Origin of the sequence: Chryseobacterium sp. BLS98, from assembly GCF_001045445.1 — a bacterium.
Classification (GTDB): domain Bacteria; phylum Bacteroidota; class Bacteroidia; order Flavobacteriales; family Weeksellaceae; genus Chryseobacterium.
Genome location: NZ_LFNF01000004.1, coordinates 239,232 through 258,311 on the forward strand (window position 1 = coordinate 239,232; position 19,080 = coordinate 258,311).

General features: G+C 37.8%; 18 protein-coding genes. 6 read left to right on the forward strand and 12 right to left on the reverse strand.

Going from position 1 to position 19,080, the window contains the following annotated elements:
• Window positions 1–176: 176 nt before the first annotated feature.
• Complete coding sequence (locus ACM40_RS17010) at window positions 177–2,078, forward strand: TonB-dependent receptor plug domain-containing protein (RefSeq protein ID WP_228376202.1); 1,902 nt, start codon at window positions 177–179, stop codon at window positions 2,076–2,078.
• A 107-nt stretch (window positions 2,079–2,185) separates the two neighbouring features.
• Entirely contained in the window at window positions 2,186–2,866 is a 681-nt protein-coding gene (locus tag ACM40_RS17015; protein ID WP_228376203.1) for a DUF2490 domain-containing protein, read from the forward strand.
• Here ACM40_RS17015 and ACM40_RS17020 read toward each other — a convergent pair.
• From ACM40_RS17020 to ACM40_RS17030, 3 genes are all read right to left on the reverse strand, one after another.
• Window positions 2,863–3,309 carry a phosphohydrolase gene (locus ACM40_RS17020; protein WP_083996895.1) on the reverse strand — a complete coding sequence of 149 codons (447 nt, stop codon included), beginning with the start codon at window positions 3,307–3,309 and terminating at the stop codon, window positions 2,863–2,865. The two genes, ACM40_RS17015 and ACM40_RS17020, sit on opposite strands and share 4 nt — an antisense overlap.
• 79 nt (window positions 3,310–3,388) lie before the next feature.
• Entirely contained in the window at window positions 3,389–3,724 is a 336-nt protein-coding gene (locus ACM40_RS17025; protein ID WP_048503989.1) for a YegP family protein, read from the reverse strand.
• Window positions 3,725–3,748: 24 nt separating this feature from the next.
• Window positions 3,749–4,063, reverse strand: a complete 315-nt coding sequence (locus ACM40_RS17030; RefSeq protein ID WP_048503990.1) for a hypothetical protein — start codon at window positions 4,061–4,063, stop codon at window positions 3,749–3,751.
• Between the two features lie 215 nt (window positions 4,064–4,278).
• On the opposite strand from ACM40_RS17030, the gene ACM40_RS17035 reads away from it, so the two are divergent.
• Window positions 4,279–4,683: a DUF805 domain-containing protein gene (locus ACM40_RS17035; protein WP_048503991.1), complete on the forward strand. Its 405-nt coding sequence runs from the start codon at window positions 4,279–4,281 to the stop codon at window positions 4,681–4,683.
• Window positions 4,684–4,761: 78 nt separating this feature from the next.
• Here ACM40_RS17035 and ACM40_RS17040 read toward each other — a convergent pair whose 3' ends face one another.
• The 8 genes from ACM40_RS17040 to ACM40_RS17070 form a co-directional block, all read right to left on the reverse strand.
• Window positions 4,762–6,537 carry an acyl-CoA dehydrogenase family protein gene (locus ACM40_RS17040; RefSeq protein ID WP_048503992.1) on the reverse strand — a complete coding sequence of 592 codons (1,776 nt, stop codon included), beginning with the start codon at window positions 6,535–6,537 and terminating at the stop codon, window positions 4,762–4,764.
• A 115-nt stretch (window positions 6,538–6,652) separates the two neighbouring features.
• Complete coding sequence (locus ACM40_RS17045) at window positions 6,653–7,831, reverse strand: thiolase family protein (RefSeq protein ID WP_048503993.1); 1,179 nt, start codon at window positions 7,829–7,831, stop codon at window positions 6,653–6,655.
• Between the two features lie 169 nt (window positions 7,832–8,000).
• Window positions 8,001–8,183, reverse strand: a complete 183-nt coding sequence (locus ACM40_RS20775) for a four helix bundle protein (RefSeq protein ID WP_228376204.1) — start codon at window positions 8,181–8,183, stop codon at window positions 8,001–8,003.
• Between the two features lie 39 nt (window positions 8,184–8,222).
• A complete protein-coding gene (locus ACM40_RS17050; RefSeq protein WP_048504042.1) occupies window positions 8,223–10,616 on the reverse strand; it encodes a 3-hydroxyacyl-CoA dehydrogenase/enoyl-CoA hydratase family protein in 2,394 nt (797 codons plus the stop codon).
• A 55-nt stretch (window positions 10,617–10,671) separates the two neighbouring features.
• Window positions 10,672–11,124 (reverse strand): MarR family winged helix-turn-helix transcriptional regulator, encoded by a 453-nt coding sequence (locus tag ACM40_RS17055; RefSeq protein WP_048503994.1) that lies wholly within the window; start codon window positions 11,122–11,124, stop codon window positions 10,672–10,674.
• 162 nt (window positions 11,125–11,286) lie between these two features.
• Window positions 11,287–12,210 (reverse strand): ABC transporter ATP-binding protein, encoded by a 924-nt coding sequence (locus tag ACM40_RS17060; protein WP_048503995.1) that lies wholly within the window; start codon window positions 12,208–12,210, stop codon window positions 11,287–11,289.
• Between the two features lie 171 nt (window positions 12,211–12,381).
• Window positions 12,382–13,353: an iron ABC transporter permease gene (locus ACM40_RS17065; protein WP_048503996.1), complete on the reverse strand. Its 972-nt coding sequence runs from the start codon at window positions 13,351–13,353 to the stop codon at window positions 12,382–12,384.
• A gap of 22 nt (window positions 13,354–13,375) precedes the next feature.
• Window positions 13,376–13,936: a TlpA family protein disulfide reductase gene (locus ACM40_RS17070; protein ID WP_048503997.1), complete on the reverse strand. Its 561-nt coding sequence runs from the start codon at window positions 13,934–13,936 to the stop codon at window positions 13,376–13,378.
• A 32-nt stretch (window positions 13,937–13,968) separates the two neighbouring features.
• On the opposite strand from ACM40_RS17070, the gene ACM40_RS17075 reads away from it, so the two are divergent.
• Both ACM40_RS17075 and ACM40_RS17080 read left to right on the forward strand, forming a co-directional pair.
• Window positions 13,969–15,093, forward strand: a complete 1,125-nt coding sequence (locus tag ACM40_RS17075) for a ferredoxin--NADP reductase (RefSeq protein ID WP_048503998.1) — start codon at window positions 13,969–13,971, stop codon at window positions 15,091–15,093.
• A gap of 23 nt (window positions 15,094–15,116) precedes the next feature.
• Window positions 15,117–15,707 (forward strand): vancomycin high temperature exclusion protein, encoded by a 591-nt coding sequence (locus ACM40_RS17080; RefSeq protein ID WP_228376205.1) that lies wholly within the window; start codon window positions 15,117–15,119, stop codon window positions 15,705–15,707.
• Here the strand turns inward: ACM40_RS17080 and ACM40_RS17085 are convergent.
• A complete protein-coding gene (locus ACM40_RS17085; RefSeq protein ID WP_048504000.1) occupies window positions 15,704–18,304 on the reverse strand; it encodes a BamA/TamA family outer membrane protein in 2,601 nt (866 codons plus the stop codon). The genes ACM40_RS17080 and ACM40_RS17085 overlap by 4 nt on opposite strands.
• Between ACM40_RS17085 and ACM40_RS17090 the strand changes: the two genes are divergently transcribed.
• Window positions 18,290–19,015: a TrmH family RNA methyltransferase gene (locus ACM40_RS17090; protein ID WP_048504001.1), complete on the forward strand. Its 726-nt coding sequence runs from the start codon at window positions 18,290–18,292 to the stop codon at window positions 19,013–19,015. The genes ACM40_RS17085 and ACM40_RS17090 overlap by 15 nt on opposite strands.
• Window positions 19,016–19,080: the final 65 nt, after the last annotated feature.

Genomic DNA, 19,080 nt, shown 5'->3' on the forward strand with positions numbered 1-19,080 from the left:
ATTATGTTTTTGCATTTTACTATTGCTTTGTATTTTAAAATTAGTTAAAATTGTATTCATAAATATGTAATATAGAAATGAGAAAGTTATTCAGAGATCTTGTTACACATTTAATGAGAAAAAGATAAAATTATTCCCATCAAAAGATGCAGTATATCCGTACTGCATCTTTTTTTATGACAAGTATCATTTGCCTGTCTTCAGGAACTCCCTTACTTTTGAGCCCATTATTAAAGAAACTGATTAAGAACAAAACGGGAACCATTATGATCAAGAAGATTGGAAGTATTTTTTTATTGGGATTAATACTTTACGTGCATGCGCAGGAAAAAACAACGGATATTGAAATTATTGAATTTCAGGGAAAGTTTATTTCTACACCTTATAAAAGCGCCAATCAGAATATTACCGTTATTAGAAAGGAAGATATTGCAAATTCTCCTGCAAAAAGTATTGATGAAGTTCTTCAGCAGGTTCCGGGAATGGATATCAGAAGGAGAGGGGCCAATGGTGTGCAGAGCGATATAGGATTCAGGGGAAGTTCTTTTGAGCAGGTTCTGCTGTTGCTGAATGGCATCAGGATGAATGATTCCCAGACCGGCCACAATTCCATGAACGTTCCTGTAGATATGGATGATGTGGAAAGAATTGAGATCATCAAAGGGCCGGCAGCCAGAAGGTTCGGTCAGAATGCTTATGCCGGTGTTATTAATATTATTACAAAAACGAACCCTGGAAAACGGGTGAAAATAAGTGCTGAAGGCGGAGACTATGAAACGTACGGATTCGGTTTCAATGCTCAACTTGGAAACGAGAAGTTTTCTAATTCCCTTCAGGTTAATTCTGCCACATCACAGGGATATATGTACAATACGGATTACGAAATCCGTAATGTTTTCTACCAAAGCAAATTGAATATTAAAAACGGAGATCTTAAGCTGCAGGCCGGTTTTTCTGAAAAGAAATTCGGGGCCAATGGTTTTTATGCTTCAAAAGACGCTACGGAGCAGTATGAGGAAACACAGGCCTCTATTGTGAGCCTGGCACATCAGCAGACTTTTGGCAATTTGAAACTAAACTCAAATGTTTACTGGAGAAGAGGGCAGGATATGTATCTGTATGACCGAAGTAAACCGAATGGTTACAGAAATATGCATATTGGAAATAATGTTGGAGGAGAAGTAAATTCCAGTTATCAGTGGGGATTGGGAACGACCGGTGTGGGTGTAGAACTGAGAAAGGAGTTCCTGGCCAGTAATAATTTAGGAGAGCGAAACCGTTTTGTTTCGCAGGTTTTCTTTGAACATCATTTTTCTTTACTGGATAAAAAACTGAACATCAGTCCCGGAATTTCGTGGGCGAATTACTCCAAAGAGGGAAATTTCTTCTATCCCGGTTTGGATGTGGGATATAACTTCAATCAGAATAATAAAATCTATGGAAATATTGCCAAAGTCCACAGAGTCCCAACGTTTACAGACCTTTATTATGTAAGTAAAACTGAACAGGGAAATCCTGATCTTCTTCCTGAAAATGCCCTTTCATCTGAGATTGGATATCAATATCAGAGCAGCAGAATTTTAGCAAAGGTGAGCGGATTTATGAGGAATTCCAATAATTCTATCGACTGGGTAAAAACAGATATTGCCGATAAGGTTTGGTATGCCCGGAATGTCGGAAAGATTGATACCAAAGGGGTTGAAGTAGAATTGAGCCACAGGGTTTTTGACTGGCTGAAATATACAGTAGGATACACCTACCTGGATAGCAAAGTCAAGGAGTCCAATGGATTGGTTTCCAGATATATTGTGGATAACCTGAAACATCAGGTTGTGGCCAAACTTGAAACCAGATTCCTGAAATACTTCACCAATGAACTGGTCTATCGTTACAATGAAAGGCTGAATCTGGGAACTTATAATCTCCTTGATGAAAAGCTGAGCTTCTCCAGGAAAGACTTTTCGGTTTATGTACTGATTAATAATTTAACGAATACCAAATACACGGAAGCATTCGGAGTTGAAATGCCTCAGAGGTGGTTTCATTTGGGCTTCTCATATACGATCAATATTAAATAAATGTTAATTCGTGATTAATAAAAATTAACATTAACAAATTGTTAAATCGATTATTTTTGCAAAAATTTTTTATGAAACTTTTTTTCAGTTTGAGTATACTTTTAAGTATGACCTTTTTAAAAGCCCAGGAACACATTTCCAGCTTCAATGCAGTGACTCTGACCTACAAGTTTCATCCCAAATTTTTCCTCTATGCAGAAGGTCAGCTCCGAGGAAACGAAGATTATACTTATCCGGATTATTACGAGATCAAAGGGGGAGTAGGCTATAATCTTACCAAAAACCACAAACCATTTATAGGTCTTGGAAGATATGTGAATTATAAAGATCACAGTCTGAGCAGAGAGGAATTCAGAGTCTGGCTGCAGGACGTGATCGATCTTAAGAAAGGAATCGTCAAGTTTGAAAACCGTTTTCGTGCAGAAAAGAGCTGGTTTTATGAACCTGCGACGGACAAAGCTTCCCAAAGAATGCGTTACAGATACCGTCTGAACGTAAGTGTTCCCCTTAATGCAAAAACGATAAAAAAAGGAACTGTTTTCGCCAATGCCTATGACGAAATTTTCCTGGTAAGCCCGATGAAACCTACTTTTGCAAGAAACAGGGTATATGGAGGGTTTGGCTATCAGATAGATGATGTTTTCGGGATCCTGACAGGTTATTTATGGCAGCGTGAATTTGAAGCAAAGGGTAATAAAAACCTTCACTTTATCTACCTGGCCCTGAACATCAATATCGACGGTACGAACCATCCTACAAAAACGTATGATTTCCCCGGAGCGGATTAATATTTTTCTATCAGATAACGGTAGGCTTTCAGGTATTTGTTAAACCTTTTAATATCTTTAGGAGTCAGTTCTCTGTTTACTCTTCTGAGATCCATATTGTCACGAAGGTCATTAAGCTTTACTGCAACAGCTAGAGGAGATCTTTCTGTTCTTTTAACGAATTCATCATAATCTTCTTCGGGATCAAATTTGGTCAGACAGCTGATGGCAAAAATAATGTATTCGGGAAAGCCTTCAGTTCTTAAATAATCCAGGCTGAACTCTTCCGGGTTGTCTTCCACCACATCATGCAGGACACCTACGATTTTTTCGTCTATTGTTTTGCCGTATTCCATCACGCGCATCACATGGGCAATGTAGGGAGCATGGTATTTGTCGGTTTGTCCTTTGTGTGCTTTATCAGCTATTTTTATGGCTCGGTTGAGCATTTCTTCTTTTGTCATTTCAAATTGAAAATAGAATACAAAAATAAAAAATGCCTTAAAAAATAAGACATTTTTATTAAGATTATTTTACGTATTGTTAAATAACGGTTTCATCCTCCACAGAGGCGCCCGGGGCATTGGTTTTTACAGATTCTATTCCATTTTCCATTCCATTTTCAGACTCGTACATCTGGCTGGTGCCTATGATCTGCCCGTTTCCTGCTTTTAAATTGAAATAGCAACGGTCGTCCTTTGCCGTATTTCTTTCAAATTTAGAATCATCCTGAGAATTGGTGCGTACCGATTCTATACCGTTTTCACAGGACGATTTGGAGCCATATCCCTGGCTGGTTAAGATCACCTGTCCGTTTCCGGCTTTAAGATTGAATTTAAAGTCATTGTCTGTCCTTTTCGAGATAACAAATTTTCCCATAGTAATAAATTTTTTTGTTTTTAATTATTTAGAAGGCTGAGCCTTTTTTGTGTCTTCCTGTGTTTTTTCAGGCATGCCGGGATTCAGGATCTTGTATTTTGAATAATCCTTTTTTTCAGATTGCTTTAAAGCTATATATGCTGCTGTATCTTTAGGCTTTACCGTAAGTATTTTATAGAGTTCTTTTTTATCTGTATCGGTTTTTGCCTTTGTATCTCCTATACGCTTGAAATTGAAAATCTTTGCAGTATCTTTTTTCAGCATTGGTTGTTTTTGATCTTCTTTCTGGGCAGATAAAGCAACAGGAATCAGGAATAAAGGAAATAATAAGATTTTCATAAGGTTGTTGAATTTTAAATAAAATTATAAAAAAATATGGAAATAAAAAATATTTAAAAACAATGAAGATGGATCTACGCCAGAATTTAAATTTATCGGGATTCTAATGCTCGTATAATGATTTAAAGGATCAATAACAGAGAAATAAAATGAAAAGCATTTGGGTATCTAAAAAAAATCTTTATTTTTGGACCTAACAAAAAAACGAATAAACTATGAAATGGTATTTAAAAGTACTAAAACAGTACGCTGATTTTACAGGGAGAGCCAGAAGAACAGAATATTGGATGTTCGTATTATTTAATATGATTTTTGCTATTGCCGCAGCAGTATTAGATAATCTTTTAGGACTGAAATTTACTCCGGAAATTCCTTACGGATTTATTTATTTAATTTACGGATTGGCTACTTTCATTCCTGGATTAGCAGTAATGGTAAGAAGACTGCATGACGTTGATAAAAGCGGGTGGTGGTTTTTAATATCTTTGATCCCAATTGTTGGAACTATCTGGTTACTTGTACTCCTGGCAACAGATGGAACTCCGGGAACTAACCAATATGGTGTAAATCCTAAAGAGAATTTCAACGAGATCAATGAAATCGGACAAAAGCAGATGTAGTTTCAAAACAATTACAGCACATTAATAAACAAACGCTCCATATTTGGAGCGTTTGTCATTATATTTAAAAAAATAATATTAGTAATTTCCTTTACCAATATAGTGTGCTGCAATCTTTTCAGTTAAAGCTACTACATTCGGGTGGTTGGTATATTTTGTGAACCTTCTTAATCCTGAAAGCATCATTCTCTGCTCATCACCTTCAGCGAAAGAAATAATTCCTTCTTTAGCGGCTACGATGTTTTTTTCAACGGCTTTGTAAAGGTTAAGCTGTGCCATTGCAGCTTCCACAGAATCAGGTGAGAAGTGTTTCTCAGCTCTTAATACAGCAGATTCTGCCATATAAATCTGGTTAAGGATCTCAGAAGCATTCAATAATAAGTGCTGCTGTTTTTCAATATCCATCATATATTTTTGAAGAGCGGCTCCGGAAACCATCAAGAACACTTTCTTAAGGTTGGCAATAATAGCTTTCTCTTCGCTCATGAATGCTGAATAATCAGGAACTTCAAATGAAGGAATACCCATTAATTCTTTGCTGATAGCCATAGCAGGAGACAATAAGTCAAGCTCTCCTTTCATTGCTCTCTTGATCAGCATTCCTACGGATAGTAATCTGTTGATTTCGTTGGTTCCTTCATAGATTCTTGAAATTCTTGAATCTCTCCATGCCGCTTCCATTGGAGTGTCTTCAGAGAAGCCCATACCTCCGTATACCTGAATTCCCTCATCAGCAGTGTGCTGGGCAAGATCAGATACGAAAACTTTAAGGATAGAACATTCTACAGCAAATTCCTCAACGCCTTTAAGCTCTGCAGCCTGGTGATCCATTCCACCTGCTACCAGTTCATCAATTTTATCCTGAATATCTTTAGCCGCTCTGTAAGATCCTGCTTCACTTACGAAAACACCTGTAGCCATTTCAGCAATTTTCTTCCTGATAGCTCCGAAAGTGGAAATAGAAACTCCAAACTGCTTTCTTTCGTTAGAGTACTGGATAGAGTGGTTTAAGATTCTTCTCTGAGCATCAAGACATGCAGCGGCCAGCTTGATACGGCCTACGTTCAATGCATTTAAAGCGATTTTGAAACCGTTATTTCTTTCTCCTAAAAGGTTCTCTACCGGAATTTTCATATCGTTGAAGAAAACCTGACGGGTAGAAGAGGCACGGATTCCCAATTTATGTTCTTCCTCTCCGAAAGTAATGCTTCCCGGGTTTTCAAGCTCGGAACGGTTGATAATGAAACCTGTGATATTCTTGTCATCATCAATTTTAGCAAATAATGTGAATGTATCTGCAAAACCTGCATTGGAGATCCACATTTTCTGTCCGTTGATGATATAATGTTTTCCGTCTTCGGAAAGTTTTGCTCTTGTTTTTCCGGAATTGGCATCGGAACCTGCATCCGGCTCCGTAAGACAATATGCTCCGAATTTTGTACCTGTAGCCAGGTCCGGAAGGTATTTTTTCTTCTGTTCTTCAGTACCGTAAAGAACGATAGGCAGGGTTCCGATTCCGGTATGTGCCCCGTATGCTGTTGCCAATGAACCTGTTACCCCCGAGATGTAGTCGCAGGCAAGCATTGTTGTTACAAAGCCCATTCCTAAGCCTCCATATTCTTCAGGAACCGATATACCAAGCAATCCCATATCTCCAAGCTTACGCATTGTTTCTTCTGTGAATGCATAATCTTTCTTCTCGAAACGCTCTTTCTGCGGAACAACTTCTCTGTCTATAAATTCTTTTGCAGAATCACGAAGCATTTTTTGTTCTTCGTTCAGTTCCTCAATACTGAAAATGTCATTTGCAGGAATTTCCTTGATCAGGAATTCTCCGCCCTTTAATGTTGCCATATATTATTTTGTTTTTATAACGATTAGTAATTTTGTATTAACGTATTCATGTAAAATGTATTAATGATTAATTCTTCTCATGAATACATTTTACGTAAATACATCAGTACATTTTTTAAAGAAGTTCAAAGATTGAAGCTGCTCCCTGTCCTGTACCTACACACATGGAAACCATTCCGTACTTGTTGCCGCGTCTTCTCATTTCGTCAAGAAGCTGAACGGTTAATTTGGTACCGGTACATCCAAGCGGGTGACCAAGAGCAATTGCTCCTCCGTTTACATTTAAAATATCAGGATTTAAGCCCAACTCTTTTTTGATAGCAACTGATTGTGATGCGAATGCTTCGTTTAACTCGATTAAGTCGATATCCTTTAATTCAAGGCCTGCCTGTTTCAAAGCTTTTGGAATCGCGTAAATTGGTCCCATACCCATAATTCTAGGTTCAAGACCTGCTGCAGCATAAGCTACTAATCTGGCTTCCGGCTCAAGTCCTAATTCTTTTACCATTTCCTCGCTCATAACCATTACGAAAGCTGCTCCGTCACTCATTTGTGATGAATTTCCGGCAGTTACGCTTCCTCCGTTTGCGAATACAGGTCTCAGCTTTGCCAATCCTTCTAATGAAGTATCTTTTCTTGGACCTTCGTCTACAGAGAAATCAAACTTTTTAGACTGCATTTTCTGGTTTTCATCAAGGAAGTTATATTCTACAGGAATCGAAACGATCTGATTGGCAAACTTGCCTTCCTGATTAGCTTTTAAAGCTTTCATATGAGATTCGAATGCAAACTGATCCTGCTCTTCTCTTGTGATATTATATTGTTTGGCGACTTCTTCTGCTGTGTAACCCATTCCCCAATAATAATCAGGATTGGTTTTGGCGATATCGGTTTCCGGAACCGGCTTGTAACCACCCATCGGGATATAAGACATGGATTCTGTACCTCCTGCGATGATGCAATCAGCCATTCCTGCCTGAATTTTTGCGGAAGCAATGGCAATGGCCTCACTTCCTGACGCGCAGTATCTGTTTACGGTAACTCCGGGCACTTTGTCTGTATTCAGACCCATTAAGGAAATTAGACGTGCTACGTTCAGTCCTTGTTCAGCTTCCGGCATTGCATTTCCCACAATAAGGTCATCAATTCTGTTTTTATCTAATTGAGGTAACTCAGCCATTAATTTTTCAATAACTGTAGCTGCCATTACATCTGGACGAGTAAAGCGAAGGGAGCCTTTAGGTGCTTTTCCTACTGCTGTTCTGTATCCTTTTACTATATATGCTGTTTTCATTTTGTATTAAAGTATTTACGTAAAATGTATCAATGATTAAAATGTTTGAGTATTAAGCTTTTGCTTCAATTTTGCTAACATATTTTGTATGTGTTTTATTTCTGAATGAATGATATGAAAATCATCATTTTTGAAAAATCCTAAATCGTTTGCTATTAAGATTTGAGTTTCAGCATTTGTATCGCGACCTGCCCCTTTCAGCAATATTAGAAGGAGTTGAATATAAACTTCTTCTTGACTGTGAAGTCAATCCGAACATTTCATCTTTTGGAAAATAATTTGAAGCCAGGTAAAATATTTTACAAAGTTTCATTGATTTTGTCCAAACTTCCAAATCCCTAAAGTTGTGCATCGTGAATACATTAATACTTTTTACATTTTACAGAAAAATCTAATTTCTCAACGGTTTTCCGTTCTGTAACATGTACTGAATTCTCTCTAACGTTTTTCTCTCACCGCAAAGCTGTAAGAACGTTTCTCTTTCAAGATTCAATAAATATTGTTCGGTAACTACAGTGGGTTCGGAAAGGTTTCCTCCTACCATTACGTTGGCTAATTTATCTGCAATCTTTTTGTCGTGCTCAGAAATATATTTTCCGGTAAGCATCTGGTCTGTTCCTACGTAGAACATTCCCAAAGCATCTTTTCCTAAAACTTTTACTTTCTGTTCGATGGGTTGGGTGTAGCCCTGTTCTGCTAATAGTTTTGCAACTTTTTTGGCTTCGGCGATCTGTCTGTTTTTGCTTACGGATACAATATCTTTTCCTTTTTCAAGAATTCCCATGTCATAAGCTTCATAAGCCGAAGTAGCTACTTTACCCATTGCAATATTCATGAATGCTTCACGAAGTCTGTTGTTTTTCACATCATCTGCATGGAATTCTCTTGAAGTTCTCAGGGTAAGTTCTTTAGTACCACCACCGCCAGGGATGACACCGACTCCGGTTTCCACCAATCCGATATAAGTTTCTGCGGCAGCCACTACTCGGTCTGCATGCATGGTCATTTCGCAGCCACCGCCGAGGGTCATTCCGTGAGGAGCAACGACTACAGGAATAGAGGAGTAGCGTACTCTCATCATGGATTTCTGGAAATAAGCAATAGCCATATTCAGATCATCCCAGTCCTGCTCGATAGCCATCATCAGGATCATGGCAAGGTTTGCTCCTACAGAGAAATTGGTTCCCTGGTTTCCAACGACCAATCCATCGTATTCTTTTTCTGCTAAATCGATAGCTCTGTTTAATCCGTCAAGAACTTCGCCTCCCAGAGAGTTCATTTTTGAGCGGATCTCAAAATTGATGATCCCGTCACCAAGATCTTCAATTGCTGAACCTGAATTGCTCCAAAGGGTTTTGTTCTTTCTGATGTTATCTAAAATAATGAAGGCATCCTGACCTGGAATGGTATTGTATTGTCCTGAGTTTTTATCAACGAAAATACTTTGCCCCTCTTCATTTACTTTATAGAATGATTCAACATTTTTAACCCAGTCTGAAACTTCGTAACCTGCATCTTTTGCCAGTTCAATACCTTTTTGAACTCCTACGGCATCCCAAATTTCAAAAGGTCCGTTTTCCCATCCGAAACCGGCTCTCATAGCATCATCAATTTTATAGACTTCATCAGAGATTTCAGGAACCTTATGAGAAACGTAAGCGAATAATGCTCCTAAAGATTTTCTGTATAATTCTCCTGCTTTATCTTTGCCGCCGATTAGAACTTTAAATCTATCGATTGGCTTGTCGATATTTTTAGTCAATTCTAAAGTAGGGAAGGAAGATTTGCCTTGAAGTTCGTATTCAAGAGTATCAAGGTTTAACCCGTGAATTTCGGATTTTCCTTCTGCATTTTTTACTTTTTTATAGAAACCCTGTTCCGTTTTGGAACCCAACCATTTGTTATCCATCATTTTCTGGATGTAAGGTGGAAGGGCAAAAACGTCGTTAAAATTATTGGCTTCGGCACCGCTCTGGCGTACACCGTTGGCTACCATTACCAGAGTATCAAGACCTACAACGTCAGCGGTTCTGAATGTTGCTGATTTCGGACGTCCGATAACAGGACCTGTCAGTTTATCAACCTCAGAAACGGTCAAGCCTAATTTCTGTACATTATGAAGAAGATCCATCATCGAGAAAACCCCGATTCTGTTGGCAATGAACGCTGGAGTATCTTTAGCTAAAACTGTAGTTTTTCCTAAGAATTTAGCCCCAAAGCTCATATAGAATTCTACCACTTCAGGAAGCGTTTCCGGAGTAGGGATAATCTCCAGAAGAGGAAGATATCTTACCGGGTTGAAGAAGTGTGTTCCTGCAAAATATTTTTTGAAATCATCGCTTCTTCCTTCAATGAGAAAATGAATAGGAATTCCTGATGTATTAGAAGAAATCAATGTTCCCGGTTTTCTGAACTGCTCAATTTTTTCGTAAACAGATTTCTTAATGTCAAGCTTTTCAACAACCACTTCAATAATCCAGTCTGTATTTTTGATCTTGTGCAGATCATCATCAAAGTTGCCTATTGTAATTCTATCCGCAAATTTCGGAGAATAGAGAAGGGCAGGACTTGCTTTTTTCAGTTTTTCAAAGTTTTCAGAAGCAATTCTGTTTCTTACGGCTTTGTCATCTTTGGTCAAACCTTTTTTCTGTTCAGCTTCAGTCAGTTCAAAAGGAACGATATCCAAAAGAGACACTTCTACCCCAATATTGGCGAAATGTGCTGCGATACCGCTACCCATAATTCCTGAACCAAGAACCGTCACATGTTTGATTCTTCTTTTCATATGTAAATTTTTATTATTAATAAGGTCATATGCAACCATATGGTTTCATTATAATTTATTTTCTGTTGTTTAATAATTCGTTGGCGATTTTCATGATCTCCGACATCACTTCTTTGAAGGTTTCAATCTTCTCGGGCGCAATCTTTTCCATCACTTTCTTGTTGAAATTCACGACGACTTCCTTGGACATATTCCTTGAGTTCAGGCCCTTATCCGTAAGTTTGATAATTACCTCCCTTTTATCGGTGGTAGTCTTTTCCTTATAGATATACCCGTTATCTTCCAGAAGTTTGATGATTCTGGTTAAGGAAGTTGGTTCAATAGCCATTTTAGGCCCTAAGTTAGTACTCCGGGTTCCTTCTTTGGGATCAATTTTAAGAAGGGTCAAAGCTTGTACAGCAGTAGAGTCATGCTCCTGGGCAAGCTCTGTGTACATTTTAGAAACAGCCAGCCAGGTCTGTTTTAAAACTAAATCTACGTTTTCTATTTTTTCTTTATTATCCATCATTTATCTACGAATGGTGTTACCCAAATGTAGTAAATATTATGCATGCATAGTATTTATTAACGTTAAATTTTGTTAATAAGCTGATAATAAACAAATTAAATTGTATGATTAGCATAATACTATGCATGCATAGTATGTGAAATATTCAATGTAAATGCGGTATTAATGAATGTTTTTGACGAAATTAACTATTTCTTCGAAGGATTCATATTGATGCTTAGTGTCATCGGCGATAATTTCCCAAAAACCGTTTTTATACTCAAAATTCAGGGCAGAAAGGTCTTTTTCAAAATTTTTCTGCAATAAAGAATACAGCATTTCCTTATGAACCTGTGGCGCCTGTATAGAAGGCGGAACAAAATCATCATTAACCTGAAACAATGAAACATTGGTAAGCTCCTCATGCTGCAGCAGCAAATCCTCTACAATCCCTGAAAAAAGCTGGTTGTCCTTTAGATACCAGATTTTGTCTGCAAACTCTTTGGCAAGTCTCCAGTCATGGGAAGAGAAAAGAATGATTTTTTGTTGCTTCTTAGCCAGTCTGCGAAGAGTCTTTAAGATAATAAGTTTGTTTTTTTCATCCAGATGAGTGGTTGGTTCATCCAGAATAATCACCGGAGAATTCTGGATAATGGCACGGCCAATGAATGCTTTCTGCAGGTTTCCGTCCGAAAGGTTTTTAAGAAGAGTATGCTTATATTGATTAAGGTTCAGCTCATCAATAATATACGCTACTTCATCTCTGTCTTCTTTTCTAAGCTCAAAATAAAAAGGGTAGTAGATGTATTTTCCCAATGAAATAAGGTCTTCAACAGTATAATGTTGCGGAACATTTGATTTCGAGAAAACCACAGCTATATTTTCAGCAATTTCTTTAACGGAAAGGTTCCTGATATTTTTATTATTGATAGAAATTTCACCGTTTAAAAGGGTAGTCTGATGTAAAATAGACTTGATAAGTGTTGTTTTTCCTACCCCATTATTTCCAATTAAAAGACATACATCACCCAGTTTCAAATCTGCACTGGCATTTGAAATAAGGGTTTTGTTGTAGCCTATATTGGCTTGTTTGATTTGCAGGAACATTGAATATTGATTAATTGCTAAGGTGCATTGTTTACAAAAATACTATTTAAATCTGTTTGATCTGCGAGCGTATATTTTTTCTCTAGCAGATCAAGCAGATCTTAATTTTTCATATGTTTTTATTGGGATGAATATATTTTAAATTCACAATTGACCATTAACTTATTCACCTTACACTTTATTCTGTTTCAAAAGCATTAGTAAAATCACCGGTATACCAAACACAGAGCTTATCACATTTATAGGAATCTGTGTTTTTTCTGCAACTATAGAGAACAACAACATGATCAGCATGCCAAGAAACATATTCAGGATCCACTGCTGCCATAATTTGGACGGATTGTAGATTAATCTGCAGAAATGGGGAACGATAATCCCGATAAATAAAATAGGTCCCAGAAAGGCAGTAATCGAAGCCGAAAGCAAAGAAGAGGCTGCAATGATCAGAACTTTCAGCTGATTGAGATTGACTCCTAAACTTTGGGCATAGGAAGTTCCCAATGAATTTCCGATCAGGGGTTTTATGGTTTTAAAACAAATAAAAATTCCTACAAAAACAAGGATGGATAATACATAAATCTGATTTCTTGTCACCATATTATTGGCTCCGAAAGACCATAAAATATAGTTTTTCAGGCTTTGATTTTCCGCATAAAACTGTAGAAGTGAAACCACGGCACCGGCAAATGCTGAAACCAGGAATCCAAATATAATCAGGTAAGATTTATCCTGAAATTTATTCGACATGGAAAGTAGAACCAGCATCAGCAAAAGACTTCCTGCAATGGCTGAAAGGCTGAGGAAACTGTTCTGCAGAAATTCCGGAATCAGAAAATCGTGGGAAAAGAAAATATAAAATGCTACTGATAAGCTGGCTACAGAGGTAATTCCTAAAATATCAGGGCCCGCCAGGGGATTCTGAAAGTATTCCTGCATCAGAAATCCGGATGTAGGAATTGAAATTCCTGCCAGAAGCATTACCAGCACTCTGTTAATGCGGATTTCAGCAATCTGGCTTTGAGATGAATCCTGAAAAAAATCCTGGAAATTTAAACTTAAAAATCCTGTGTTCAGGTTGATGGCTACCGTAAGAATAATAGCAGCTATCAACAATAAACACAGAATTTTGAATTTTTTAGACATGATCAGAAAGAATCTGGATGTTTTATTTTAAAAGGGCATCGATTTTAGAATTCAATACTTCTTCCGTCATCATTCCCAGATATTCATCGGTTTTGTCACCTTTTCTCAAATAAGTAAAAGGAATTGATCCGCCATCCCACTGCTTGAAGTTGTTACTGAAGAATGCAGCATCCAGTTTCTGGCCATCTAACAGAATAATATCTTTTGCAAGATTATTTTTCTGTGCAAATGTTTTTACAGAGGTATTCCATTCGGATTTATCGTCAAGGTTAATAAATGTAAATTTTACCGGCTTACCTTTTAGTTCCTCCATTTTATTCTTAAAATGAGGAATTTCCCTCATACAGGGTCCGCACCATGTGGCAAAGAAATTGGTAACGTATAAAGTGTCATTTTTCTGAGCTAAATATTTTCCAAGATTTTCCGGAGAAAGTTCTCTGGAAGTATAAGCTGCCGTTGCAGATGCTGTATGGTCTGTAACGGAAACTGAGTCTGCCACAGTAGTACCGTCCGTTTTCTGGCTTTCTTTTTTGCAGCTGTAAAGAGCAGTGAAAACAAGCGCGGATAAAATTATCTTCTTCATAAATTATTTTTTGACTATTTTTGAATTGAAGTATGGAACAACAAATCTATAAAGGGAAACTGATACAGTTTCATCCGTTAAAAATAGCGAAAAAGGAACAACTGACCAAAAATACTTTTTCTCTGGAATTCGAGATCCCGGGGAGTTTGCAGGAGAATTTCAGGTTTGAGGCGGGGCAGTTTGTAAGCATAAAATTTATTGCTCATGGCCAGGAAGTTATTAATGATTACTCAATGACTTCGGCGCCTTACGAGAAAAAAATTTCCCTGGGAATAAAGATCAACTCATCTGAAGGTGCTACTTCAGAGCTGTTTAAAAATTATCATGTTGGAGATGAATTAATGGTCGGGGAGCCTTCCGGAAGATTTACCCTGGTTTCCAAACCGAGCGAATTCAGGACGATTGTTGCATTTGCAGCAGGAATAGGAATCACCCCGATCCTGAGCCATTTTAAGAATATTCTTCACACAGAACCGAGAACCAGACTTTTTCTGTTTTTTGGAAATAAAAGTTCCGAGGAGCTTATTTACAGAGAACAGCTTGATAATCTTGCCAGAATCTATGACGACAGGCTTCAGATCTTCTACTTCTTTTCGCAGGAGAAAACAGCTGACCGGTTTTTCTTCGGGAGACTGGATGAAAAGAAACTGAATCTGATCATTAATCAGATTCTGCATCTTGATGATACCGATGAGGAATCTACGATTTGGGATGCGGTAGATGAAGTCCTGATATGCGGAAAAGGAGAGATGATCAGATCATTGGCTAACGCCTGCTATCACCATGGGATTCCGAAAAAGAACATTCATTTTGAGCTTTTTGAAGAATATAATGATGATATCTATCCTGTAGAAAAGGAGTTCCCATTGATCGAAAATATAGAGGTGGCGTTCAAAATACTTGGAAAAGAATATGAGACCCATCTTCCTGACAATAGAGAAAAGATCCTGCAGCAGCTTCTGATCCAGAATTTTCCGGTGCCTTACTCATGCAAATCCGGCATCTGCGGCAGCTGCGAATGTTATCTTGAAGAAGGTGAAGTGGAACTTCTTGAGAATGAATATCTGACGGAAAAGGAAGAGCGACAGGGGAAAATATTAGCTTGCATGTCTATTGTAAAAAGTAAGAAAATAAAGCTTAACTTTGATCTTAGTTGAGAATCATCAGGAACATATTTAACTTGGGTTTTGTATCGGCAGAAATAGGCATTCTGCTGATATGTCTTTGTAATGCATGGGTGTTCGGGCTCACGAACGGGCGTACCTATACCAAGATTTCTAAAATTCCGCCCCGGGAAATTGCCCTTGTTTTAGGAACTTCACCTAAAATGAGATCAGGACAGTCCAATCCTTATTTTACAAAAAGGATGGATGCGGCGGCACTTCTTTACCATCATGGTAAAATCAAAAAAATTATTGTAAGCGGAGAAAAGAGTAAAGGGTACAACGAGCCTGCTGCCATGAAGAATTACCTGGTGAACCAGGAAGGAGTTCCCGAAGATATCATCATTGAAGATCCTAAAGGTTTTAATACCTATAAAAGCATTTTGCGCTGTAAAGATGTCTACAAAAAGAAAGACGTGATTATTGTGTCACAGGGCTTCCATAACCTCCGTGCCTTGTTTTTTGCAAGAAATAATAATATGAATGCCCTTGGATTCGATGCACAGGATGTTACAAAGCCCGAAAGCTACTACAGAAACCAGATCAGGGAAATACTCGCCAGAGTGATTGCTGTAGTTTACTTCATATTGGGAATTTCTCCGGATTAGAAAGGATATCCGAATGCGATATTCAATGTTGGCTTAAAAGGTTGGAAATTTTTAAACCTCCATCGGTCACCTTCAGGTTTGTTCGGATCGTAGATCTTATAGGCAAGATCAAGTCTGAAAGTAATGTAGGCAACATTTACCCTTAGGCCGAATCCACTTCCGATTCCCATTTGTCCTAAAAATTTATTGAATTTGAATTCATCACCGTAGCCATCATTATAGTTTTTAAGACTCCATGTATTTCCGATATCTGTAAATAAAGCTCCTTCATACATTTCATTGAAAGGAATTCTATATTCAATATTGGTAGTAAGCTTTACATTATCAGTCATATAAGTACGGACTCTTTCATCCACCTGAGAGTCTGCCGGACCCAATCCTCCAAAAGCCACCCATGCTCTGATATCATTGGATCCTCCGTTGAAATAAGACTTGATGACAGGCATATTGGTGGAGTTTCCGAAAGGAATCCCAACTCCGATGAATTGGCGTAAAACCAAGGTCTGATTGCCGTTGAACTTAAAATATTTTCTGGTGTCAATATCAAATTTTACGAACTGGGCATAAGGGATTCCAAAAATAGTTCTTTGTGGGCTTGTTACAACACCACCTTCATCTCTTTTTTGGTTGAAGATACTTAAAATATTACCCGCAAGCTCTACCTTACCATTGAAATAAAATGCATTAGGATAATCTTTTTTACCAATTTCATTGTAAACAAAATTATAAATCATTGACGAAATAAGGACATCCTGAGTTTGCCTGTCTTTATTTACAAGGGTTCCTTTGAAGGCAGTAAGGAGGTCCTGTCCCTGCTGGTCAAGCGTTCCCTGGTAGTTGGCATCTTCAACAATCCGTTTCGAAACATTGTCTAGGCTGAGTTCCCCGGAAAGGTATTTTTGCCCGGTAACAGGATCATAGGTGAAATAGCTTGCAAGGATATCATCCTTTATGATTTCGTCATTACTGAAGTAGTCATAATAAGCATCTTTATTTTTTGTAAGACTGATCTGTGTATTGAAAAGGGTCAGCCTGTGTGACACCTGATCATTAACATTGGCCTGGTAATTTAATCCCGTATTGAAGTTGACCCTTCCCAAACCGATATTATTCTGTACAGAAGCTCCTAAAAGGATAGAGGAGGTTGGGGTATATCTTTTAGGGAGAAGCTTATAATAATTGAAGGGAAGCAGAAGTCTTGGGAAATTAAGAGAAGCCTGTGCCGAAATTTCATAGGCAAGCTCCCTTTTACTAATATCCTTTGTACTTCTGATAGACCCGAATGTTCCTGAAATACTTGTTGAAAGGTTTTCTGCCCCGCGGAAAACATTCCTTGTGGTAAGGTCTACAGAAGGAGATATCCCAAGATTCAGAATCTGAGAATAGTTGATGTCTGTTCCCAGTTTCAGCTCATATTTCGGAAGCGGTTTCAATAGGTATAAAACATCAACAATGCTGTCATTAGGTGACATTCCACCCCCTCTTCTTAAGGAATCTCTTGCTTTCAGAATACTGAAATTATTCATGGCAATGAAATTTCTTTTTGTAAGATCAAGGGCTTTCTGGTCATAAACTTTCTTGTTGTCTACAATCACTGCTCTCCATAAAGAAGACGTTTTATAGCTGTCGTCCATTTTATGGAACCTTATTCTTCTTAAACTATCCTTAACAGTATTTTTCGGAAAATCGCTGGCTTCGTTCACAATGGCAACATCAATATTTCCAAAGGTTGCCACTTTATAAGGGTGATCGGCCGAATCTTTATGGATTTCCAGCGTAAGAGGGACTTGTTTTCTGCTTTTCAGTGAATCTGCTACGAAATAGATTTCTTCGTTAGAACTGTTAAATCTGTAATAACCGTTTTCTCGCATCAAATCAGTGATCCGGGTTACTTCTTTCTCAAGAACGGTCTGGTCCAGTCTCTGTCCGGACCGGATAAGACTTTTATCAAGTTTCTGCCAGTAAAGACCTTTTACGGTAGGGTCTGTAATGTTATAATAATAATCTTTAATGTAAGTAGGGTCATTGTGCCTGATGAAATAATTAACGGCTGCTTTTTTGGATGCAGTGTCAATCGCATGTTTAAAGTCAACCTTGGCATCCCAAAAACCCCGGTAAACAAGTCTTTTTTTGATAGATTCCGCACTTTTTTCACTTCTTGTCTGGTCCAGGATCACTGGTGGAGTTCCCCAGCTGTGCAGTAAACGGTCCATAAAAAGTGTTTTTCCTACACTGCTTTTCATATCATATTTAAGGAAAAGAGAATCTCTTAATTTCTGATTTCTCATTTCACTCGGGTACGTCATGTATTCGTTGAGTAAAGTATCATATTTAGGATTGGCCATATTGTAAAACCCTAAACTCAAAGGCATGAAAAGAAGCTGCTTTTTATTGGGTTTCTGCTGAACATAATCTTTCAGTTCTTCATCGAAGGATTCTTTCTTATCTTCAAACTTAAAGTTGTTCTTGGTAAGCAGATATTCACCCTCCGGAACTTTTTTAGTTGTACTGCAGGCATAAAGGAGACCAACAAATGTTGCAAATGAGATAATTTTATAATATTTTTGAGGAGAATTCTTATAATGCTTACAGCTCATACAATAAAAATTTTACAGTCTTTAGATAAAAAGAAGTTCAGACAAAAATACAATTTGTTTTTGGTTGAAGGTAATAAAATCATTTGTGAACTTTCTGAATCTAAATTTAAAGTTAAAGAAATATTTTCTACCGATCCGCAAAAATTGGACCGGACAGATTCCCCCGTTATCCAGATCACTGAAAATGAGCTGAAAAAAATCAGTTTCCTTAAGACTCCTAAAGATTCTGTGGCAGTTTGTTACCTTCCTGAAGAAGAAGAAAAAGGGGAGAAGGATATTCAACTGATTCTTGACGGAATCCAGGATCCCGGCAACCTTGGTACGATGATCCGTTTAGCCGATTGGTTTGGAATAGAACAGATTATCTGCAGCGAAGATACTGTAGATGTTTATAATCCTAAAGTGATTCAGGCTACAATGGGGTCTTTTACCCGGGTAAATATTATTTATACTGACCTTGTGGAATATCTGTCAAAAACAGAAAACGTCAATATCGGAACGGATATGGAAGGAGAAAATATATATGATTTTGAAAGGCCTGAAAAAATGAATCTTATCCTTGGTAACGAAGGAAACGGAATGAGACCGGAAACGGAGAAGATGCTCCAGAAATGCATCACGATTCCAAGGTTCGGGAAATCCCAGTCAACAGAAAGCCTGAATGTTTCTATGGCTGCAGGAATTATATTGGGACAGCTGTTCAGTAAGTAGACTTAAGATATAAGACATCAGATTTCAGACTTTGAATATTGAGTGACAGATTGATCACAACTAAT